General features: G+C 41.2%; 17 protein-coding genes and 2 pseudogenes. 6 read left to right on the top strand and 13 right to left on the bottom strand.

The annotated features are described in order from the left end of the window. Positions 1-1,112, bottom strand: a 1,112-nt coding sequence (locus tag L650_RS0105705) for an ISAs1 family transposase (RefSeq protein WP_029771904.1), incomplete at its 3' end; no start/stop codon positions are given. Between the two features lie 172 nt (positions 1,113-1,284). On the opposite strand from L650_RS0105705, the gene L650_RS0105700 reads away from it, so the two are divergent. Next, on the top strand, positions 1,285-2,475 hold the full coding sequence (locus L650_RS0105700) for a class I SAM-dependent methyltransferase (RefSeq protein WP_029772490.1): 1,191 nt from the start codon (positions 1,285-1,287) through the stop codon (positions 2,473-2,475). Positions 2,476-2,571: 96 nt separating this feature from the next. On the opposite strand, the gene L650_RS0105695 is transcribed toward L650_RS0105700, so the two are convergent. The 11 genes and pseudogenes from L650_RS0105695 to L650_RS24485 form a co-directional block, all read right to left on the bottom strand. Continuing rightward, positions 2,572-2,868, bottom strand: coding sequence for a PilZ domain-containing protein (locus L650_RS0105695; protein WP_004589184.1), 297 nt, complete (start codon positions 2,866-2,868; stop codon positions 2,572-2,574). Positions 2,869-2,877: 9 nt separating this feature from the next. Then, positions 2,878-3,258 (bottom strand): PleD family two-component system response regulator, encoded by a 381-nt coding sequence (locus L650_RS0105690; protein WP_024034218.1) that lies wholly within the window; start codon positions 3,256-3,258, stop codon positions 2,878-2,880. A gap of 74 nt (positions 3,259-3,332) precedes the next feature. Next, positions 3,333-7,219 (bottom strand): annotated as a pseudogene (gene hrpA / locus L650_RS0105685) (ATP-dependent RNA helicase HrpA). A gap of 95 nt (positions 7,220-7,314) precedes the next feature. Beyond that, positions 7,315-8,349 (bottom strand): isoaspartyl peptidase/L-asparaginase family protein, encoded by a 1,035-nt coding sequence (locus tag L650_RS0105680; protein WP_029772489.1) that lies wholly within the window; start codon positions 8,347-8,349, stop codon positions 7,315-7,317. Between the two features lie 245 nt (positions 8,350-8,594). Beyond that, the gene (locus tag L650_RS0105675) at positions 8,595-9,302 is read right to left on the bottom strand and encodes a SapC family protein (RefSeq protein ID WP_004589180.1); all 708 of its coding nucleotides are present in this window, start codon (positions 9,300-9,302) and stop codon (positions 8,595-8,597) included. A gap of 338 nt (positions 9,303-9,640) precedes the next feature. Further along, positions 9,641-10,351 carry a 6-phosphogluconolactonase gene (gene pgl, locus L650_RS0105670; protein WP_029772488.1) on the bottom strand — a complete coding sequence of 237 codons (711 nt, stop codon included), beginning with the start codon at positions 10,349-10,351 and terminating at the stop codon, positions 9,641-9,643. Positions 10,352-10,354: 3 nt separating this feature from the next. Next, positions 10,355-11,827 (bottom strand): glucose-6-phosphate dehydrogenase, encoded by a 1,473-nt coding sequence (gene zwf / locus L650_RS0105665; RefSeq protein ID WP_004589178.1) that lies wholly within the window; start codon positions 11,825-11,827, stop codon positions 10,355-10,357. Between the two features lie 268 nt (positions 11,828-12,095). Next, positions 12,096-13,742 carry a glucose-6-phosphate isomerase gene (gene pgi, locus L650_RS0105660; RefSeq protein ID WP_029772487.1) on the bottom strand — a complete coding sequence of 549 codons (1,647 nt, stop codon included), beginning with the start codon at positions 13,740-13,742 and terminating at the stop codon, positions 12,096-12,098. Between the two features lie 517 nt (positions 13,743-14,259). Next, positions 14,260-16,485, bottom strand: a complete 2,226-nt coding sequence (locus tag L650_RS0105655; protein WP_029772486.1) for an aminotransferase class V-fold PLP-dependent enzyme — start codon at positions 16,483-16,485, stop codon at positions 14,260-14,262. A 126-nt stretch (positions 16,486-16,611) separates the two neighbouring features. Then, on the bottom strand, positions 16,612-17,688 hold the full coding sequence (locus L650_RS0105650) for an AI-2E family transporter (protein WP_029772485.1): 1,077 nt from the start codon (positions 17,686-17,688) through the stop codon (positions 16,612-16,614). After that, a complete protein-coding gene (locus L650_RS24485; protein ID WP_004589174.1) occupies positions 17,681-17,899 on the bottom strand; it encodes a hypothetical protein in 219 nt (72 codons plus the stop codon). Before L650_RS24485 ends, L650_RS0105650 begins: the two co-directional genes overlap by 8 nt. Positions 17,900-18,046: 147 nt before the next feature. Between L650_RS24485 and L650_RS0105640 the strand changes: the two genes are divergently transcribed. From L650_RS0105640 to L650_RS0105620, 5 genes and pseudogenes are all read left to right on the top strand, one after another. Next, positions 18,047-18,712 (top strand): hypothetical protein, encoded by a 666-nt coding sequence (locus L650_RS0105640; RefSeq protein ID WP_004589173.1) that lies wholly within the window; start codon positions 18,047-18,049, stop codon positions 18,710-18,712. A gap of 1 nt (position 18,713) precedes the next feature. After that, positions 18,714-20,175 (top strand): annotated as a pseudogene (locus L650_RS0105635) (M48 family metalloprotease). Between the two features lie 54 nt (positions 20,176-20,229). Continuing rightward, the gene (gene arsC / locus L650_RS0105630; RefSeq protein ID WP_029772483.1) at positions 20,230-20,577 is read left to right on the top strand and encodes an arsenate reductase (glutaredoxin); all 348 of its coding nucleotides are present in this window, start codon (positions 20,230-20,232) and stop codon (positions 20,575-20,577) included. Next, positions 20,577-21,131, top strand: coding sequence for an NAD(P)H:quinone oxidoreductase (gene wrbA, locus L650_RS0105625; protein WP_029772482.1), 555 nt, complete (start codon positions 20,577-20,579; stop codon positions 21,129-21,131). Before arsC ends, wrbA begins: the two co-directional genes overlap by 1 nt. Next, complete coding sequence (locus tag L650_RS0105620) at positions 21,128-21,571, top strand: DUF2069 domain-containing protein (RefSeq protein ID WP_024034209.1); 444 nt, start codon at positions 21,128-21,130, stop codon at positions 21,569-21,571. Before wrbA ends, L650_RS0105620 begins: the two co-directional genes overlap by 4 nt. A gap of 287 nt (positions 21,572-21,858) precedes the next feature. Here L650_RS0105620 and L650_RS0105615 read toward each other — a convergent pair whose 3' ends face one another. Beyond that, positions 21,859-23,196, bottom strand: coding sequence for an ankyrin repeat domain-containing protein (locus tag L650_RS0105615; RefSeq protein ID WP_004589168.1), 1,338 nt, complete (start codon positions 23,194-23,196; stop codon positions 21,859-21,861). Positions 23,197-23,350: the final 154 nt, after the last annotated feature.

Genomic DNA, 23,350 nt, shown 5'->3' with positions numbered 1-23,350 from the left:
AACAGGGTTGAGCGGTAATCATCGTCTAGCCCTGCCATTTTCTTTTTCCTCGCCATACTAGCTGACTTAGATGTATCTTGTTTAAAAAGCGCCATGGCTATCTTTCGCATTACATTAAACATTAATGGCCCTTGAAGTTTGCGTATTCTCGATTCATCTTCTCTGAAGTTCATATCAAGCATCCAATGCATGCTTTCAACCTGCCAGTGACTGCGTACCGCATTGAGTGCTTGCGCTGCATTTAAGTCTAATGAACTTATATACCAGCGTGTTTCAGTGGTATCCGACCCTGCCGACTTATCATGAACTTCAGCCCTGACCTTAATAATACTCGTTAAGCCAGGCCAACGATAATCCTTGCCTAACCAGCTTTTATCTATAAGTAACTGCTGGCATGTACGTGTTTCAACACGCCCATGTCCTGAGCTTATTTCGGTATATTCATCACAATTATGCTGAGTTAACCTTTCACGCTCGCACTTGTGCCACCACGCTTCTAGTTCCTTTTGCATGCCTGAATGATTACCTTTAAGTGCAAGAATATAATCTGCTTTTTGTTGGATGATTTGTTTTGCTATTTCTTGTTGGCATCCCATCGCATCTAACGTAATGATACTGTTTTCAATATCGAGCAGGGTGAGTAATTCTGGTATTGCGGTGATTTCATTTGTTTTATTATCAACAGCCGTCTGCCCAAGCACTAACTGGTGTTGGCAACTCCATGCACTGACCGTGTGTAAGGCACTTTTTCTGTCTTTTGTGGTAAATGAACGTCGTGCGGTTTTGCCATCGATAGCGATGATATCTGCACCTGTGGTTTCAATCAGTGATGATATCCAAGATTGAAATGCCCTTTCTATTTCATTTGCTTTTAACCGACACATGACGCGAGCAATCGTGTCATGTTTTGGAATTCCTGCGTTGAACGTACCGTATTTTTTTAACCAATCAAGCTTTAGGTGCCCAAAGTCTTCAATATCTTCCCATCCTTCTGCACCAGAGAGTACAGCGCTAATAGCAAGGAGAAGAATATCGATAAGTTCATGCTTTTTACAACGTTCAATGCGAGGATCTGTAATTGAATTAAAATGTTTCAGAAAAGTAGTGCTCATATTTATGCGACCAAGTAATTATTATGCCTTGATCTGATCACTACTTGCTCTATAAGTTCAATTTATAATGATCTTGCCGTGGCGCTTTACACCTCCCTTGCAAAACATTCATTGTATGTTGCCCTATGCTTGACTAAAATACAGCGCTTATTTATTACAACTGAGAAGCCTTATGTCATCTGCCGTTTACCTACAAGCTGGTCGCGAAAAATCATTAAAAAGAAAACACCCTTGGTTATTTTCAAAAGCCATCAAAAAAATTAAAGGTAAACCAGGCCTAGGTGATACGGTTACCATTCACGACAGCGAAGGTAAATTTTTAGCCACCGCAGCTTATAGCCCTCACTCACAAATAAGAGCGCGAGTGTGGAGCTTTGATGAAAAAGAAGTAATAGACCAACACTTTTTTGAGCGTCGCTTACGCCGTGCTTTAGATGCTCGCGAGCATGCAATAGCCGAAGGCGGTTTAACTGGCTTTAGGTTGTGTGCTGCTGAGTCTGACTATTTGCCAGGTGTAACCATTGATAAGTTTGATAACACCTTAGTTTGCCAATTACTAAGTGCCGGCGCTGAGCGCCATAAAGGTGAAATTGTAGGCGCGTTAATGGCTATTTTTCCTGGTGCGAATATTTATGAGCGCTCAGATGTAGACGTGCGCACCAAAGAAGGCTTAGAACCTATTAAAGGTGTACTGTGGGGCAACGAACCTTCAGAGCCGGTGGTTATTGAAGAAAATGGCTTAAAGCTTGAAGTAGACATTTTAGAAGGTCATAAAACAGGCTTTTACCTTGATCAACGTGATAGCCGCGCAGCACTTGAGCGCTTTTCAAAAGATAAAACCGTATTAAATTGCTTTAGCTACACAGGTACTTTCTCACTTTACGCACTACGTGGTGGCTGTAAACACGTCACTAATGTTGATGTATCACAACCAGCACTGGATACCGCTAAGCGTAACGTAGAGCACAATAACTTAGATTTAAATAAAGTCGATTTTGTAAAACAAGATGTGTTTAAGTTATTACGCCAATACCGTGAGGAAGGCAAACAGTTTGACACTATTGTGATGGACCCACCAAAATTTGCAGACAATAAAGCGCAGCTAACCGGTGCGTGTCGTGGTTATAAAGATATAAACATGATTGCTATGCAAATATTAAAACCAGGCGGTACATTACTTACTTTCTCGTGCTCTGGATTAATGGATCAAAACTTGTTTCAAAAAGTGGTAGCAGACGCTGCGCTAGATGCAGGTAAAGAGCTATTGATTATGGAGCGTTTAAATCAAGCGGCCGATCACCCTATTGCTGGTAGTTACCCTGAAGGCTTTTACTTAAAAGGCTTGATTTGTAAGGTTTACTAAAAATTATTGTTATTACCTACAAGGACGTAGGTAATAAAATCGAACGTTATTTAACACCCGCAATAGCAAAAGCCAGCCGCTTGGTGTTTATTCAATTTAATTAAACTGAACTATTTCTAATCCTGCGGTAATGGTGCCATCGTCTTCTTTGCTAGCACGTATAACTTTAGCCGTTGCATTTAAAGAGGCAATACTTGGGTGAGTCGATTCTATATTAACCTGTAGCAAAGTATCGAGCTCAAGCAAGTCATCTAAATGAAGTGATAACCCAGTGGCACTTAAATCAACACATTCTGCGGTATAATTTAGCCCAGCAACTGGCTCTATTGTTGTTAATTGCGCAGGAGTATTAACCTGCATACGTCTAAAATTGCGCTTATCTTCAGTAAACATGCATCACCTTTAAACAACCGTGTTTATTTGCTCAAATAAAGTACCCATCGAAAACGGTTTTACTACATAGGCATCACACCCTGCATCAAAGCCAGCTTGCTTTTCCGAGGGCGACTCTAAGCCCGAAACCATAACAACAGGTATATTTTTAGTCTCAGGCGTGTGCTTAAGCATCCGACATGTATCATACCCATCTAGGCCAGGCATACATACATCAAGCAAAATAATATCCGGCGGGTTAGCAATGGCAGACGCCAAACAGCTTTTCCCCGAGTCAGCATAACTAACATCAAATTTTGAAGTCAGGGCAGATTTAAGCATTTCATAATTAAAATACTCGTCATCTACAACTAACAATCGCTTAATCTTATGTTCAACCGATGAGGACATAGGTATGTCGCTTCCTTCTCAACCAAAAATAAATCCTTCTATTAAGGTACTAAGCTTAATAGAAAATGCAAGTTTTATTCTATCTCTTTTATCGCATTCATAACGCGTTTTGCAGAAATAGGATATGGGGTTCCTATGGTTTGCGCAAACAGTGACACCCTAAGCTCCTGCTGCATCCAAAAAATAGCGTTTACCTGCTGCGGAATAGGCAAGCCTTTTGGAATTTTATTTACGAGCTTTTTGTACTCTTGCGCTACTTTTTCAAGTTCTAAAACGCACAATCTATCGCGGTTAGGATCAACAGGCAGTTTTTCTAAACGTTTTTGAATCGCTTTTAAATAACGAATTAGGTCCGGCATTTTATTCGCACCGTGAGCGCTCACAAACCCTTTGAAGATAAGTGACTCAAGCTGTGATTTTATATCGCCATGGGCAGTTATCATAGTTAAATCGACACGCCCTTTCATTTTTTTATGTAACGCGTGGGCAATGCTTAAAACTTGTTCAACCTGTGTGGCAATTTCTACCACAGCATCGCCTAGTTCGCCCCTAATTTGCTCTTTAACTTTATCAAAAGCGTTTTCATCGCGTATATCGCCATGCTTTATTAATAAGCTGTCTACGCCGGCGGCAATACAATCGTCAATTAAGTCTGCAATTTTCCCAAACGGATTAAAGTACAAGCCCAGTTTGGCTTTATTAGGCAAGTTTTGCTGAAGGTACTTTATTGGCGACGGCACATTTAATAAAACTAAACGCCGTAAACCTTGCTGATGCGCTTGCTGGGCTTTTTCTTCACTATCAAAGAGCTCAATTGCCGCTGTGGATTTTTTATCTACCAGCGCTGGGTAAGCTTTTATTTCGTATTGGCCTTGTTTTTTAACGTACGAGGCAGGCAAAGCGCCAAAGTCCCATTGTGTTAAATCGGCTTTTTCAATGCCTTTATCGGCCACCTTTGATAGCGTATCGGTTACTTTGCCTTGCAGCTGTGCTTTTAGTTTTGCTAAATCTAGTCCGCGTGCAAGTAATTTATCGTGCTCATCACGCACCTCAAACTGCAACCTTAAATGAGGCGCCAGTGCGTTTAGATCCCACGCTTCTATATCTACTTTTACGCCTGTCATTCTTAGTAAGCGTGTAGTAAGTGCATCAAGTAAGCTGCCTTGCATAGGCTCAATGGCTGCCAGTACAGCATCAGCGTAATTGGGAGCAGGTACAAAGTTACGACGTAACGACTTAGGTAACGATTTAATTAAACCACTTATTAGCTCATGCCTAAAGGCAGGTATGTGCCAATCAAACCCGGTTTCTTGCACTTGGTTTAAAAGTGCTACCGGTATTTGTACAGCCACCCCATCAACAGCTTGTCCTGGATCAAAATGATAGCTCAGCGGCAAAATAATATTATCTTGCTGCCATGTATCAGGGTAATCAAACTCAGTAATATTACTTGCACCGTGCTGCATAAGCTCTTCACGGATCATGTATAGGTAGCGTTTGTCTTTTTGCTTTTGAGTTTTATACCACTTAATAAAGGCTGCACGGTTGTTGATTTCTTTAGGTATTTTTTTATCGTAAAATTCAAATAACGTTTGCTCATCAACCAAAATATCGCGACGTCGCGATTTATGCTCAAGTACCTGAATATCTTCTATTAGCTCGCGGTTGTACGCTAAAAATTGCTCATTTAAGCCAAGCTCTTGCTCTACAAGGGCGGTGCGTACAAACAGCTCACGGCTAACTTTAGGATCTATATTGCTATACACACAGCGGCGTTTATTAACCACCAATAAGCCGTACAAGGTTTGTTGCTCGAACGCGATAACAGCGCCTGGTTTTTTCTCCCAATGCGGCTCAGAATAGCTTCGTTTTACTAAATGCTGTGCAAGGGGCTCTACCCAATTAATATCTATTTTGGCATTAATGCGTGCGTATAGTTTACTGGTCTCTACCAGCTCTGCCGACATAATCCATTTGGGGCTCTTTTTAAATAATCCAGAACCCGGAAAAATATGAAACTGGCTATTACGAGCGCCTTTATATACTTGCTTTTCGTCTTTAAAGCCTATGTGACTTAACATGCCGCTCAGTAACGCTTTGTGTATTAGCTCAGAGTCAGCCACTTGCGTGGTGGCTTTAATTTTCATTTCGTTGCACACAGTGCTTATTTGATAAACAATGTCTTGCCACTCACGAATACGCATATAAGCTAAAAAGTCTTTTTGGCACAACTTTCTAAACTGGCTATTTGTCAGCTCACTTTGCTGCTCTTCTAGGTAATTCCAAAGATTTAAAAAAGCAATAAAATCTGAGTCAGGGTCATCAAAGCGACTGTGTTTTTCGTTCGCTGCGGGGCGTTTTTCTTGCGGGCGCTCTCGTGGGTCTTGAATCGACAGCGCTGCCACAATAATAATAACTTCTCGTAGTGCACCGAGCTTATTAGCCGTCAACACCATTTTAGCTAAACGCGGGTCGACCGGTAGGCGGCTAAGCTCACGCCCTGATTGCGTTAAACTCGTTTGATGGCGCTTTTTACTCGGCTTAATCGCCTGAAGCTCTTCAAGTAGGGTTAAACCATCGTTAATATTGCGACTATCTGGCGCTTGTACAAACGGAAACTCGCTCATATCGCCAAGCCCTAATGCCAACATTTGCAAAATAACAGAGGCTAAATTAGTGCGCAGTATTTCTGGGTCTGTAAATTCAGGGCGAGATATAAAGTCATCTTGCGAATACAAACGAATACAAATACCCGCTTCAACACGGCCGCAACGTCCCATACGTTGGTTCGCACTTGCCTGAGAAATAGGCTCAATAGGTAAACGCTGTACTTTAGTACGATAGCTGTAACGGCTAATACGCGCTGTACCTGGGTCTATTACATAACGAATACCCGGCACCGTTAATGAAGTTTCGGCCACGTTGGTTGATAAAATGATATGGCGGCGCGAATGCGGGGCAAATATACGATTTTGCTCTGCGTTAGATAAGCGCGAGTAAAGTGGTAATACGTCGGTGTGTTTTAAATTACGTTTAGAGAGCGCCTCTGCGGTATCGCGTATTTCGCGCTCGCCATTTAAAAATATGAGAATGTCCCCTGGCCCTTCAGCGCACAGCTCATCTACCGCATCAAAAATACCTTGCAGTTGGTCGCCTTCGGCTTCCATAGCGCCTTTATTTATATCGCTTATAGGGTTATAGCGCACCTCAACGGGGAATGTACGTCCCGATACTTCAATAATTGGCGCATCATCAAAGTGCTTTGAAAAACGTTCAGGATCAATGGTCGCCGAGGTAATAATAACTTTTAAGTCGGGGCGCTTTGGCAGTAAGTTTTTTAAATACCCCAAAATAAAATCGATATTTAAGCTGCGCTCATGGGCTTCATCAATAATGATGGTGTCGTACTGATTTAAAAAGCGGTCTTGTTGTATTTCGGCGAGCAAAATACCGTCGGTCATCAGTTTTACATACGTATTATTAGAGACCTGATCGCTAAAACGTATTTTAAAACCGATTTGTTGGCCAAGCTCACATTTCATTTCCTCAGCAATACGGTTAGCTACACTGCGCGCGGCTAAACGTCTTGGCTGGGTATGGCCAATAAAGCCATCAACCCCACGGCCAAGCTCTAAACACATTTTTGGTATTTGCGTGGTTTTACCTGAGCCTGTTTCACCGGCAATAATCACCACTTGATTATTCGCAATGGCGTCTTTAATGACGTCCTTTTTTTGACTTACCGGTAATTGCTCAGGGTACGTTACAGCGGGCAGCTCAGCTAAACGTTTTTCACGTAGCTGCTGGCTGCGGGNATATCAGCCGCTATTTTTTCAAGGGCATTGGCCTGCTTAGTCTCGTCTTGTATTTTTTTTACGCCATGTAAGCGTTTTTTAAATATAAACTGATCTTTTTTTAAGCACGTTTTAAGCTCGCCAAACAACTGACCTAGGTTTACCACCCGCACACCTTATAAATTTAATAAATGAGGGCTAATAGTATCAAAATAAACTCGCAGCGTTAATCCTACAATCCCTATAAGGCTTATATATCACGCTATTGGTTTTTAAAAATGCCCACAAAGGTTGATTGTGTGTTCGATTTGCTTGCTCGGTACATGCCCGAGGTATTAAATGGCATACTAATATGACCTTTAGCATCTACAATAATAACCCCACCTGTACCACCTATAGGCGCAAGTACTTGGTTAATAACCTCATCCCCAGCTTGTTCAATGGTTTTATTTTGATATTTAACGCGTGCACAAATATCACTGGCAACACTGTAGCGAATAAAATACTCGCCGTGACCGGTGGCCGATACCGCACACGAATCGTTTTCAGCAAAAGTACCCGCGCCAATAACAGGGGAATCGCCAATGCGGCCAAAGCGTTTTGCGGTCATGCCACCTGTAGATGTACCTGCGGCTAAATTGCCGTTTTTATCAAGTGCCACTGCACCTACGGTGCCCATTTTATAATTTGTTGGCAGGGCTTTATGCGCAGCTTGGTAGTTTTGGCTGGTTGCTTTTTCTTTTTCTAATTTTTGCTTTGCTTTTAAAAGTGCTTCATAACGGTGCTTAGTATCAAATATATTATTTTCTATCAGCGCAACGCCCTGCTCTTTGGCAAATTCTTCAGCGCCTTGACCACTAAGCATTACGTGTACTGAGTTATCCATTACTAAGCGGGCTAATTGAATTGGGCTTTCTATGTGCTTTACGCCAGCGATCGCACCCGCTTGACGGTTTCGCCCATCCATTATTGAGGCATCAAGCTCATGGCTGCCATCATAGGTGTACACTGCACCGCGCCCAGCATTAAAGTAAGGCGACTGCTCTAATACTTCAATAGCAGTGGTGATTGCATCTAAACTTTCGCCGCCCTTTTCAAGTACGCTGTAACCTGCTTCAACAGCTTCGGCTAGTTTTGCTCGGTAGGCTTTTTCTTGCTCTGGGGTAAATTTTGCTTTTTCAATTGTGCCTGCTCCACCATGAATCGCTATAGCAAACGGGGCTTGTTCACTTAATGCTTGCGTGCTTAGTGTTAAGCAGCCGCTGGCTAAAACTGACAATAAGAATGTTTTTTTCATAGTGCGCTCTTTTTTAAATTTAGTATTGAATTTACTTTGAATGGTTACACGTATTTTTTCAACTAATATCAACGGCATTAAGTTAGCGCTTTATTTAAGCAGCTAATAAACAGCCTAATAACAAAGCGAAATACGAGGGCGTTATTTCCCTTCATCACCCCTACTTTTTAACCCAATTGGCATAGAGTAAGTTTAATGGCACAAAAAAAGCGCCATCAGGCGCTTTTTACTAAACGTGTATGTAATTACGCGTCTTGCTTAGCTTTTAAACGTGCTAAACGTGCTACTTGGTGAGTAGATGTTAAGAACGAATAAATAGGTGCTAAGTAACCGCGCTTACGAAGCTCTAAAAACTCTTCATCGCTAAGCGAGTTAAGTTTTTTCTCATCGATAAGGTAAATACCGTTGATGTCTTTTTTCTCGCCTTTAATGTCTACAGTTAGCGTTTGCGCTACTAGTAGCTCTTTATCAGCTAAGTATTTAGTGAATGCTTCTGTTACTTGAGAAAACTCAATGAAAGACACTAAAGACTCTTTACGACGCTTTAAGTAGTCAGTTTCTTCACCGTTTTCAAATAATGCGTTGCCTTCTTCTTCACCTACAAGCGAGCTTGCTTCGTCAATCACAATACCGTACTGATCTTGCTCAGGGTGCTTTACTAGACCTAATGGGTAGCGCGTTGATGCCATAGGCGCAAAAGCTGCAGTCCATTTACCATCTTCTACAAACAGGTTTTCGCCTGGCTCTAGGCCAAACATTGCAACTGCTTGGAAAGTACCGCTTTCGTTGTTTTTAACAAAAGACATTGGGAATTCATTTGCTACGCGCGCAAACTCATGTGCAACTACTGGCACTAAATGTTGAGTTTTCATAAATTCAACGTTGATGCCGTTTTGAATTTTAGTGTTGGCATGCTTTTCGTTGTGTAAAGGCTGTACTTGTTGCTCCGCCATGTTACTGCTCCGTTTATTTTTAATATATATGTTTCATTGTTAATGCCTTTAGGCTAATGCTTTTGAACGAAAAAAGGAAGGGAAAGTTTTATGACAACCGTCATGAAAAAATAAAGTTTAACTAAATCTGGGCGTTGCTAAAAAACAGACAATAAAAACGCAACTAATACGCTCAAAAACAGTACAAATAACGGGTAATTTTAATACAGCGCCATAAAAACCATTAACATTGGTTAACAGTTTGACGGTATTTTTTGAATAGGTTTAGCATGTTATTTAGCCAAATAAAAAGGCAGCTTAATTAAGCTGCCTTTTTAAACTGTAAATGAGCGGCTAAATTAAGGCGCCCAATACACTTCAATATTTATGCTTGGGTGGTTTAGCACAGCGCGAAGTGGCATATCGTTTACATCGCCACCCGCTTTAGCTTGCTTGTAAACCGCTAGCTTTTCTTCACCACTGATCAGGAGTTTAACCACTTTAGAGTTTGCTATTGCATTTAAAGTCAGTGTCATACGCTCTGTAATGCTGCCTGTCACGTCGCTTTCTATTGCATTAATAGCGCACACAGTTTGCTGTGTTGTTAAACCATGCTCAAGGCCCTCTGCATGTGGGAACAAAGACGCTGTATGGCCATCTGGGCCCATGCCTAAAATTGTTACATCATACGGTGCTTTTAAAGCGCCATAAGCGGCTTCACATACTTGTGTACCTTGCTCGGCCGTTACTGCATCGTTTTTCATGGTAATAAAATTAGCGGCACTGCCGTAATTTTGTAACAAGGTGCTTTTTATAAACGCTTCGTTACTTTTTTCGTGGCTTGGCTCAACCCAGCGCTCATCAACCATGGCTACATCTATATTTTGCCAATCTAAATCAAGCGTTGATAAGTGCTTGTACGCTGGCGCAGGAGACGAACCACCTGATACCATTAGCACAGCACGGCCATCACTTTTTATGCCATCACGTAAAGATTGCTCAAGCGTGTGTGATAGCTCAGCGGTTAACTCATCTTTTGAGTCAAAAAACTTTTCAACAAGTGTTGCCATACCTTACGCCTTATCGCCTGTGTTAAACCACACGTGGTTGTTTTCAGCTAATAATTCATCAGCATCATCCGGTCCCCAGCTACCAGCACGGTAAAGTGCAGGTTTGCCTTTGGTTTGCCAGCGCTCAATAATTGGATCTATCCATTTCCACGCTTGACGAACTTCGTCACGGTGTATAAATAACGATGGGTTATTAGCTGCAGCATCAAGCATTAAGCGTTTGTACGCATCAGAGTGGAAACCATTGCTGTATGCTTGAGAAAGCTCAATATTCATCGTTACCGGCTCTAATTGCATTTCAAGATTATCAAGGCGCTTAGACATAAGCGTTAATTGAATCGTCTCTTCCGGCTGCAAACGAATAACAAGTCGGTTTGGCTCAATATTACCCACGTTTTCTTCATAAATATTGTGCGATACTTTTTTGTACTCAACCACAATTTCTGCACAACGTTTAGCCATACGCTTACCAGTACGAAGATAAAAAGGTACCCCCGCCCAGCGCCAGTTATCAATGTGTGCACGAATAGCCACAAAGGTTTCTGTTTTACTTGAACCTTCGTTAAGCTCTTCTAAGTAACCTGGTACAATTTTACCGTTTAAATCCCCTGGTACGTATTGACCGCGAACGATATTTTCATCTACGTCACCTTCTAGTAACGGACGAAGTGCTTCTAATACTTTAAGTTTTTCAGTACGGATGCTATTTGCGTTTAGTTTATTTGGTGATTCCATTGCCACTAAGCACAATAACTGTAATAGGTGGTTTTGCACCATGTCGCGCAGTGCACCGGCTTTATCGTAAAAACCAGCACGGCTTTCAAGGCCTACCGTTTCAGATAAACTAATTTGAATATTATCAATAGATTTAGCATCCCACATGTTTTCAAACAGTGAGTTTGAAAAACGCAGTGCCATTAGGTTTTGTACTGTCTCTTTACCTAAGTAGTGGTCAATACGGAAAATTTGCTCTTCGTCAAAAAACTCTGCAATTTTACCATTGATAGCCTCTGCTGATTCGCCGCAGTAACCAATTGGCTTTTCAACAACCACACGTGAAGTGGGTGTGATTAAACCTTTCGTTGATAAAATTTCACAACATGTGCCGTAAACAGCAGGCGGAAGCGATAAATAAAATACGCGAGATTTATTGCTGTCGTGCTCATCTAAAATGCCTTTTAGTACATCCCAGTTGTCGTCAGCTTCGGTTACGTTGCTTACTACAGGCACTAAGTAAGTAGAAAATGCTTTCCAATCTTTAGCGTTAAATTCGCCTTTACTTAAAAACTCTTTCAGTGCGTTGTGTGCTGTTTCTATGTAGTCAGCACGCTTACTTTCTTCACGCACTGTAGGCAGAATACGCGAGCCTTCTGGTAAGTTGCCTTCTTGATATGCTCTGTACATTGCAGGTAGCAATTTGCGTAACGCAAGATCACCACCGCCCCCAAAAATTATAATATCAAAAGGATTAAGCATAGTTACTCTCTACGTTTGTAATACCTAAAAGCGACTTCCATAAGCCGCTTGGTATGCAGGTTTAGTGCTTGAATGACAGTGGCTCTTAGTGTTAATAAAAGCCTATTGAATGTTTTACGCTATGGCGTTTTATTTATTATTTGACTGTTCGCACAATTAAATGAGTCTTAGGAGTCCTGTAAATCCTCTCACAAAAATACAGGCCCTAAGAACTCCAGCGCTACCCGTTCAAAGGTACTCGGTTTGCTTATTTACATAAGCGAATATATTACTGCGTACGGTGTTGCTTGTAGTACGCAATTAAGCCATTTGTTGAACTATCGTGGGCGTGTTTTACGCTGTCATCGGTTAGTTCGCTTTCAATTTTAGAGGCAAGGCCTTTACCAAGCTCAACACCCCATTGATCAAATGAGCAAATTTCTAAAATTATGCCTTGGCAGAAAATTTTATGTTCGTACAGCGCAATTAAGCGTCCTACTGTTTTTGCATCAACTGTATCTAGCAGTATAGATGTTGTAGGGCGATTACCCTGATGAATTTTATGATTTAGTAACTCATCAATTTGTGCTTGTGTTTTACCTTTAGCGGCTAAATCTTCTGTGACTTGCTGTGCATCTACACCGCTCATCATTGCTTCTGTTTGCGCTAAAAAGTTAGATAATAAAATATCGTGATGCTTATCTACGGCTACCTGCGGCTTAACTGAGGCAATAAAATCAGCAGGTACAATTACATTACCTTGGTGTAAACACTGATAAAACGCATGTTGGCCGTTAATACCGGTCATACCCCAAATAATAGGAACCGTTGTATAAGGTACGGTTTCGCCAGCAAAGTTTACGTGTTTACCGTTACTTTCCATCTCACCTTGTTGTAAATACGCAGGTAACATATGAAGCGCTTGGTCATACGGTAAAATAGCTTGCGACGTAAAGCCTAAAAAGCTGGTATTCCATACACTAAGTAGTGCCATTATAAGCGGAATATTTTGTTCAAATGGGGCTGCTTTAAAGTGCTCATCTACTTCAAATGCGCCTTCTAAAATAGCTTCAAACGCGTCATAACCTAGGTATAACGCAATAGGTAAGCCTATCGCACTCCAAAGTGAAAAGCGACCCCCAACCCAATCCCACATAGTGAATACGTTTTCATCGCTAATACCAAAGGCTGCGGTTTTTTCTAAGTTTGTGCTAACAGCAACAAAATGCTTAGCAATGGCGCTGTCATCTTTTGCTGTTTGTAAAAACCAATCAACGGCCGTTTTGGCGTTGGTCATGGTTTCTGATGTGGTAAATGTTTTCGATGAAATAACAAACAAGGTTGTTTCTGGGTCAATTGCTTTTAACACAGAGGCAATTTGAACACCGTCAGCATTAGATACGTAATGGACATTTAAAGTGTCATCAGCAAGTGCTTTTAGCGCTTCGGTTGCCATTTGCGGGCCTAGGTTTGAACCACCTACACCAATGCTTACCACATCTTTTACTGCTTTACCTGTGAAGCCTACCCACTGCCCACTGCGTACTTTTTCTACAAAGGTTTTAATTTTTGCTAATTCGTTATCAACCGCTTGCGTTACGTCTTCGCCGTCAACAACTAAAGGTGTATGGGCACGATTACGTAAAGCAGTATGAAGAACAGCACGCTCTTCTGTAATATTGATTTTTTCACCGCTAAACATCTTGTCGCGCCAAGAGGCAATGTCACACTCTTTAGCAAGCTCGATGAGTTGTGCAAAAATAGTTTTATCAATACGCTGCTTTGAATAATCAAACAACACACCCGGAATTTGAGTAGAGAATGCATCAAATCGTGTATCATCTTGTGCAAATAACGTTTTTAGATGGGTTTGTTTCATCTGCGCGGCACTATTTTGTAGTGCTTGCCAACTTGCTAATTGCGAACGATTAGACATGTAAATATCCTCTAAAATATTTAAATTAATGATTTAAAAACAGTTTTAGGTAAAAAGACTTCGCTAATTGCGCGTAGTGCTAGTAAAAAAGCAAGCGCTTAGTATAACGAAAAAAGCAATAAAAATGCTGTTTTTATAATTTATGATGCAGATAATAACGCAATTTTTTACTTTTGACACCGGTATCATAAAAATTTTATGAATTAATTACCCACAAATTTTAAGCATTTAATAGTTTAAACAACATTTATTAAATATTCATGAATTAGGGCCTGTTGACCTTTTAGGATTAAAATTTGTTCAAACTAGGAACAATTTAATTCTGCGCGAGGTTTGTTCCTTAATGGGTTCAGTAACGGCTCCTGCGTTACGCTACTGGCAAACATCCATGTAAAAATAGCAAACAGACTGCTGCAAATTAAACTTCGAAACATTATAGGCCCAAAGCATAGAATGCATCGTATGCACTCGCCTAGCTTTATAGGTGGTTAAAACATCCTCAAAACTAGGCCCATAATTAGCTCACCAACGCCAAGCCACCCGCTACGTTATAAATATTCGCAAAGCCTAATTGCTGTAAATTTGCCGCTGCAACTTTAGAACGATTGCCGCTTCTACACAGTAATATATAGGTGTGCTGCGGGTTTAATTGATTTTGTACTATGGCGTTAGCCATACGGCTAAGTGAAATATTAAGCGTATTAGCTAAAGGCGCGGCAAAAAGCTCCGCCACATTAATTACGCCATGTTCATACGGCTCACGGGTGTCAATTAAATACACATTTTTTTGCGTTAGTAACGCTTTAGCTTGCGTAAAGTCTAGCTGCTTAGTGTCTGTTTGCACCGCCGCCTGTACATAGCCGCACAATTGGTTACTGGTTTGCATATGTAGCTGATCGTGTTGTGCTTTTAGCTGTGCAAATTGCGCCGTACTTATTTCTCCATTTAATAACGGGCTAAGCAAAGGCGTTTGTGCACGTACAGTACGCCAGTTAATGGCAAAGCATTGCTGATAGTCATGCCCCGAACAAATAACCGTATCGTCACTTATTTGCTCAGCAAGGGTAATAAGTGAGTGTGCCATTTGCGTTGCACTACCCCCTTCAAGCGAGGTATTACCAAGTCCTGCAGGTAAAATTAAATCACCGCAAAAACAATAATCAATATGGCCTGTGGTGCGCTCTTTTAATAAATAACTAACGCTGTCTTTACTGTGCCCTGGGGTTGGCTTTATGGTTAACGTTTTTGTACCAAGCTCAATGCTATTTTGCATCGCATGCGTTGTGCCTAGTACTTCATTTAACAAAGCCACTGCGCTTGGACGGTCTTGGTGCTGGTGGGTATCTAAAATTGCTTTTACGTTGAGCTGTTGTGTGCTCACTATTTTTTCAAAGCGCGGAATAAGCTCTAATACGGGGTCAATAATAACGGCGCTGTCATCGTCACTAACATACAGCCAGCTACACGCCCCTTTATGCCTAAATTGTGTTAATCCCAGCGCGCACACTTCTTGCTTTGGCGAGGCACTGTCAGAAACAATTAAGCAATTGGCCTCCAATACCGCCTTTAACGAGCATATACGCTTACATGCTTGGCTAATTTGCTGCTCGGTTGCAGCAGGCCCAAAAGACAGCCTAATGGCGTTTTCACTTTGCCAATTAGTTGCCCCCATTGCATCAAGCACAAAACTGCGTGTTGCCCCTGTACTGCACGCCGAGCCACCGCTCACTCTAATGCCTGCTGCGTCAAATAAATCAATAACCTCTTTGGAGGTAAGTGTATCGACAGCAAAATTAAGGGTGGTAGGTACAGAATGTGAAAAATCGTGATTAAAGGTTATATCACCAAAGGTACTTTGCAGCGCATTAAGCAGTTGCGCTCTGTAGCTATTTAATACCTCAACCGACTTAAACGTGTCGTCGTTTTTATCTAGCAGCAAGTTAAACAGTTTATTAAGTCCTGCTATACCTGGTAGGTTTTCGGTGCCAGAGCGCATGCCGCTTTCTTGCCCGCCCCCCGCAATAAATGGCGTATAGGCACTGCCATTTTTAATGTATAAAAAACCAATACCTTTTGGTGCATAGAGTTTATGGCCCGAAAACGGGGCATAATCTATGCTGGTACTACTAAGCGCTAGCGCTTGTTTACCTAGAGCTTGTACACAATCAACCATCCAAGACACTGATTTATTGCGGCTGCGAATAGTATGCTCTATAGCGTTTAAGTCTTGATAAACACCGGTTTCGTTATTAACCGCCATGGTGCAAATCATTAGCGCGTTATTTATGTGCTCATTAATAAACGCTAAATCTAAAATCCCTTTACTATCAACAGGAATAGCCAGTAATTGGGCGTTAATGCCTAAAACGCTATTCCAATGTTTTAACGTGTTAGGCACCGCTTTGTGCTCAGTTGCCCCGTACAATAATACAGGGTTTTTAATCGTATGATTTTTAGCATGAATGAGCGTTGAAACAATGGCTGTTTGTATGCCCTCTGTTGCGCCTGAGGTAAAAAGAATATCGCCATCGGGCGCACCAATAACATGGCGTGCATTTTGCCTTGTTTGTTCTAATAAATACTTAGCTTGTATACCGCTAATATGGGGGCTTGAAGGGTTACCAAAACAAATTTGCATGGTGTGCGACACCACGTCGGCAATACAGGGTAAAACAGGTGTTGTAGCGTTTGCATCAAGATAAACTTGGGCTGCTTGTTCATCGTGCAATAAAAACTCAGACATTAAAAACGCACCTTTATTACTAAAAAATATATCTTATACCCAATAGTACATAAGTTTGTTCTCATTGGGTAATAATCAATTAGTAACTTAGGTGCGTTTACTATGCTTTTTTAAACTAAAAGTACGTTACTGTGCCCGCTCTTTTGTTATTTCTCCATGCGTAGATGACCAGGCATTTATTAGCGCTTTTACAAGCGATGCGAGTGGAATGGCAAAAAACACGCCCCAAAAACCCCATAAGCCACCAAAAAATAGCACTGCAACAATAATAAATACGGGATTTAAATCAACGGCCTCAGAAAACAACAAAGGCACTAATACATTGCCATCGAGCGCCTGAATGATCCCGTAAATTATTAATATGGTCCAAAACTGCGTTTCGATACCAAATTGAAACAGCGCCACCGCCGCAACCGGTATGGTAACCAATGCCGCACCTACAAACGGAATTAACACCGAAAACCCAACCAACACGCCAAGTAAAGCTGCATAACGTAAATCAAGTACAGTAAAGGCAATAAACGAGGTGCCACCCACAATTAAAATTTCGAATACTTTGCCTCGAATATAATTCATTATTTGCTGGTTCATTTCGTGCCACACTTGCAAAATTAACCGTCTCTGCTGCGGAATAAGCGTAGCGGCACTGCTTGTAAGCTCACGCTTGTCTTTAAGCATAAAAAATACAAGTAAGGGTACAAGGACCAAATAAATAAGCCATGCCACAACATCTTTTAGCGAAGTAAGTGAAAACGAGACAATAACTTGGCCAAATTCGAGCGCCTTTGCCTCTACACTTGCCACAATAGCTTGGACCTGCTCGGCATTAATTAAACTGGGGTATTGCTGCGGTAAGGCCATTAAAAATGACTTACCTTGCTCTACCATGTGCGGGGTTTCTTGCACTAAATTACTGGTTTGCTTCCAAAGTACTGGGCCAATAACCAAAATAAGGGTAAGCATAACCCCGGTAAATATCAGCATTACAATGACTGTGGCGCTAAAGCGTTTTAACCCAAAGCGCTCTAAGTGTACAACCGGCCAATCAAGTAAATAAGCAATCACCAATGCCACTAACACAGGAACAATTAACGAGCCAAAAAAGTACAGTAATGCCACAGAGGCAATGAGTAAAAAAAGTAAGGTGACTGAATGAGGATCTGAGAACTTTCTTTCGTACCATGTTTTAACGTATTCAAACATGCAATGGCTCCACTAGTAATAGTCCTAGGTGTTGATCAAATTTATATGTATATGCATTTTTGCTTAAAAAACGCGTAATATCATCTGCGCTTTCGTCGTTATTTATACTAAACGTTATTGCCTTATTAGATGACTGCGCATTACGAAGCGCTAATTTAAATTGTACAAACTGTTGTGGGCATTTAAATTTTTTTAAATCGCACTCTAACATAACTACTTTACTCGCTAAGTAAAATGAATAATAAGTCGCATATTGTCGGTCATTCTATTTATAAAATGTGAACAGCAGTAACTTTTTCTTAAAACCATTCCAGCAATGGTTTATCCTTATAACATAATTAGCAGTAAGGATAAGTTAATGCCTGGCACGCATAATAAAGCGCAACTACCTAGTAATCCAACTCTCAAAGAGATTAATTGGTATAAAAAGCAGATAAACTGGGGAGAGCTCCCGCCTTTTTATCATCTTGTTGCTTCTTCGGTCAGCGAATCTGAAGGAATATTGGAGCACGGATTTGATAACGCTGTAAAAAGCCTGATCAATAAACGCAATTGGAACTTAGACTTACTTGATGGCTATGAAGATGATTTTGGTGAAATACACACCAAGCATAAGCCGCGTATAGCGCTACACCAAGTATTTACCGACCGAGGCTTTGAGCTCTGGGCACAACCCTATGCTAAAGATATAATTATTGATCAATACGTTAAAGATAACCGCTTTATGGAGTTTAAAGTATGGGATCCGCATTCAATGAAAAACCTGATCCGCATAAATCAGCTCCATAAGTTTATTGGCTTTTATTTTGAGCGCGGCGACAAGGCCGATAAAGCCATTATTTTACATGCACATAAGGTAGTACATAAAATTATTAAATTTTTGCAGCAAGAATTGAACGTTGTAAAGCTTGATGGAGTCACAATAAAAGAACTCTACCAATTGTGCGAAAAAGACAGCCGTGCAAGCAGCGATGAAATTGACATAGCAAAAATTGCCATTGGTGAACAAATTAACAAGGAATAAAATGCAGCTAAAATCAGCCTTTATCACTTTATGCAGTGCCGCGCTTACCTTTAGCCTACTGGTTAGTGAGCCGTTAAAGGCACAAACAAACTTTACGCTACCCGATTTAGGTACGTCTGCGCTACAAGTTTTGCCACTTGAAAAAGAACAAGCCATTGGCGAAGTGATGATGATGCAAATAAGAGGCTCATCACCGGTAGTAAACGACCCCGTTTTAGACGAATACTTAACCACACTTGGCCGAAAACTTGTGGCTAATGCAAACGACGTGCGTTTTCCTTTTTCGTTTTTTTGGGTAAATAACAACGAAATTAACGCCTTTGCTTTTTACGGCGGGCATGTTGGTGTGCATACGGGGCTTATTGCGCAATCAGATAACGAAAGCCAATTTGCCTCTGTACTTGGGCACGAAATAGCGCACGTAACTCAGCGCCATTTAGCTCGTCGTATTCAGCAACAACAAGACAACAGCGCACTGACTATTGCAGGCATGATAGCCGGTATCTTAGCCACCGTGGTTGCTCCCGACGCAGGTATTGCTATTATTTCGGCTAACCAAACCCAAGCCGCGTTTAGCCAACTAACTCACAGCCGTGCTGCCGAGCAAGAAGCCGACAGAATTGGTATGCAAACCCTTAATAACGCCGGTTTTGACGCCCGTGCATCAAGTGAATTTTTAACTAAACTTTCAGCGCAAATAAGATATAAGTACAAACCACCCGCTTTTTTACTGACTCACCCATTGCCAGAGAGCCGTGTATCTGACGTACGCCTACGTGCAGAGCAATTCCCTGTGCGCCATTTAAACCCAAGCCTTGAGTTTAATTTAGCAAAAAGCCGAGTACTTGCCCGTTATGCCAATAAGCCCGAAAATGCCGAAGCGTTATTTAAAAAATTAATGCGCGAAAACAGTTACAACAACACCGCGCTTAAATACGGCTTNCTTGGGCATAAGCTTACTTGATCAAGATAAGCTAGATGAAGCCGCCGAAATTTTAGAGCCGCTATTAGCGCAAAGTCCTAAAAATTTATTTTATATCGATACTCACACCGATTTACTAATAGCGCAAAAAAAAGCCGACGAAGCGGTAAAGTTTTTGGCTGAACTAAACAACTATCGCCCTAACAACCAAGTTATAACTTTAAACTATGCAAATGCGGCATTAGAGGCTAAGCAGTTTGAACTAGCTGAAAACATTTTAAAAAGCTTTTTACTTGAAAAACCCGACCACAACTTAGGCAAACAGCTATTAGCCGATGCCTATAAAAAACAAGACAAGCTTGCCGCTTATCACGAGGCCAATGCTGATGTGTTATCGCAATATGGCGCGTATATTAAAGCCGCAGACGAAATCCAAAAAGCGCTTAACTTCGTAGAACCCACAGAGCTGGTTAAACAGCAACGCTTAAAAGCCTTGCTTACTCAGTATCGCCGTTTACAAAAAGAGCTGGCAAGGCTTTAAGTCTGTCAGCGCTTGCCCTAAAATAGCGGCAAATTACATTTTGGAACTAATTGTATGTCAGTTACTATTTATCATAATCCACGTTGTTCTAAATCGCGTGAAACCCTCGCATTACTAGAGCAAAACAACGTAACACCAAGCGTAGTAGAGTATTTAAAAACACCGCTTAACCATGAGCAAATAAGCCAACTTTTAGAACAATTAGGCTTTAGCTCAGCCCGCCAGCTAATGCGCACAAAAGAAGATGCATACAAAGCGCTTAACCTAAAAGAAGAAACCAACGAGTCAGCGCTAATAAACGCCATGGTAGACAACCCTAAACTTATTGAACGCCCTATTGTACAAAACAACGGTAAAGCAGCCCTTGGCCGTCCGCCTGAAAACGTATTAAGCGTATTATAATGACGACTCGCATTGTTGTACTGTATCACTCAAGCCATGGCTCGGTTGAAGCTATGGCGCACGAAATAGCCGAATCTATAGAGCAACAGTGTGCCACAGCCGTATTGCGTACCTTTGTTGCTAAAAATCCGCACGATATAGTAATTACAAAAGATGATTTAATAAATTGCGACGGCCTTGCGTTTGGCACACCTACCCGATTTGGCATGATGGCATCGCAAGCAAAAACGTTTTGGGAAACCACCAGCGATCTATGGCTAAAAGGCCAGTTAATAGATAAACCAGCCTGTGTGTTTTCATCGTCAAGCAGTATGCATGGCGGCAATGAAGCCACCTTACTTAATTTATCATTACCGCTACTACACCACGGCATGATGTTATTAGGGGTACCTTACGAAGTACCAGAGTTACTAGCTACGCAAACCGGCGGCACACCTTACGGGGCAACACATGTAGCCGGCAGTAGTAATACGAATACTTTAAGTAAAGACGAAATTAAAATATGCCAAAGCGTTGGTAAACGCCTCACTCACATTGCGAGAAAACTTCAATGAATACCGCTGACACCCCTGCTAAAAAGCCAATTACTGTAAAATTTCAGCGCACCGCTATTTTTGGCTATGTGGGTTTATTACTTTTATTTCCTCTGTGGATGTACTTTGTACCTCCGCTAAATGGCAACGCAAGTGTTGTATCCTTGTTTGTGCCTATAATCCCTTTACTGTTGCCTTTAAGAGGCTTTATTAAAGACAACACTTACACTTACGCTTGGGCTAACTTTGTTGTTATGTTGTACTTTATACACGGCTTAACCATGTTATGGGCTGCACCTGATGAGCTAATATGGGTGTTATTAGAGCTAGTGTTTGCCTCTGCCATGTTTATTGGCTGCACGTATTACGCAAGGCACCGCGGGCAAGAGCAAGGCTTAAAAATACGTAAGCTTAAAGAAGAGCTCGCAGAGGAAAAAGCCGCTAACGAATACAATAAATAATACTAATTCGCAAAATTAAGTATTTAAGTTGAAAGTTGAAATAATACCAATCCGCATAAGTAAGTAATCTATTTTGAGGATGGAAAAATGTGTTGATAGCAAGGCAAAAAATTCGCTATTTAGTTGTTCTAAATGTGAGTTTTTTAACGCAGATAGCGACACGTTTAGCCCCGCAAAATGATTAGATATTATTGCGGATTGGTATAACAGCTTATACATACAAAAAACGCGCTTAACATAACAATGTAAGCGCGTTTTTTTAGGCTTTTAGTTTGCCATGGCGGCCGCTACACTAATTCGCTCAGTGCAGCCAGTGCAACTATACTGGCTAATCCAAGCTGAGCTATTAAGCTTAACAACGAAAAAACACGTAACACAAATAACCCCCACGGGTGCTTTATATGTGGATAGAGCGCACAGCGCTTTAAGCTCGCCGCAAAGAAAAAACACACCGATGCAATCAGTGTAAAAATTAAAGTCAACTCACTTTTTATAGCAATGCTTTCATCAAAAAAGAAATAGAGCTGCAATGGCAATAAAATAGTGACAATTGCGTGTAAGGCGTGCACCTTTTTAATGCGGTTAAACTGCCCTTCTGGCGAAAGCTCTTTTATACCAAAATCGCGCTCAAGGCATTTAACTAAATTGCTTGCTTTAATACTTACTGCTAACCGGTAACAGCTTAAGCCCTCGTTATTACGTGCTCTAAAGTCGTAACCTGCTTTTAGTAATAGCACCATAAGGGTTTCGTTTTTAGCTAACACTGCATAATGCAGTGCGGTATTGCCTAAGGTGTCTTGCGCTTTTTGATCCTGTTTAGCCAACAGTGTTTCTATCACATTTACATAGCCTTTTTCGGCTGCCCACATAAACGCTGTTTTATTGTTTTCATCAGCCAATGTACCAGTGGCACCTTGCTCTATAAAACGCATCGCCATGGTTTGCTTTGCGCTTTTTTGGCTTAAATGAGCAAGTAATGCTTTTTCAAGCAATACAATAGAATCAACATCCGGCGATACTTGCGTTAACAACGTAAAATAGTCTTTACCGTTTGCTACTTTTTGACTGGCAAGCTCTGTAAGTTCGTTTAAATCAGCGACCGATTCAGGTAAAAAAGCACTTAAACGCTCTCTAAAATCAACTTCTTGCCACAGTGCTAGCGTATCGTGTGCACTTAATTTGCTGCCACTATTTAGAGCATGTTCAATTAACGAAAAATAGCGTTTACTAAATAATAAGCTAAACAACGAAAGCGGCGTATCAAGTGCGTTCTGCGCCGCCACACTGGCGTATTTTTCTAAGCGCTGGCACAGCATTAGCGCCATTGACTCGCTGGTGTATTCGTTATCTAAATAATGATTTTTAACAGCAGCAATGTAAGCGTGCGCATCTTCGTCATATTCACTAATATGCTGAAAATAACACTCTTCAAAGGGTTCAAGCGGGGTTAACCATATCAAATAGTAAATGGGTGGTAGCACAGTGGTGCATACACCGTCATCTTCAATAGTAGAACGACATGCAGGCCAAGCTTCTAAAGCATCTAAAATAAAGGCACCGTTTTGTTCTACAAGTCCTTTAATAAGTAATGGGTATTCCTTTGGCCAAATCAGTACATTTTCCATTAAAACAGCACAACTCCAGTGTAGCTTGATGAGGCGTCAGTTATAGCAGTTTTTAGCTGACACCACGCTTAATCGACGTGGTGATATTCTATCACACCTTTTTTTTGCTGCGAGCTTAAAGTAGATGAATATTAAGAAAATATAAAAGCAGCCA

The organism is Pseudoalteromonas sp. TB51, from assembly GCF_000498055.1.
GTDB lineage: Bacteria > Pseudomonadota > Gammaproteobacteria > Enterobacterales > Alteromonadaceae > Pseudoalteromonas > Pseudoalteromonas atlantica.
The sequence above is the reverse complement of the archived record's forward strand: the minus strand, read 5'-3'. Positions and strand labels throughout refer to the sequence as shown.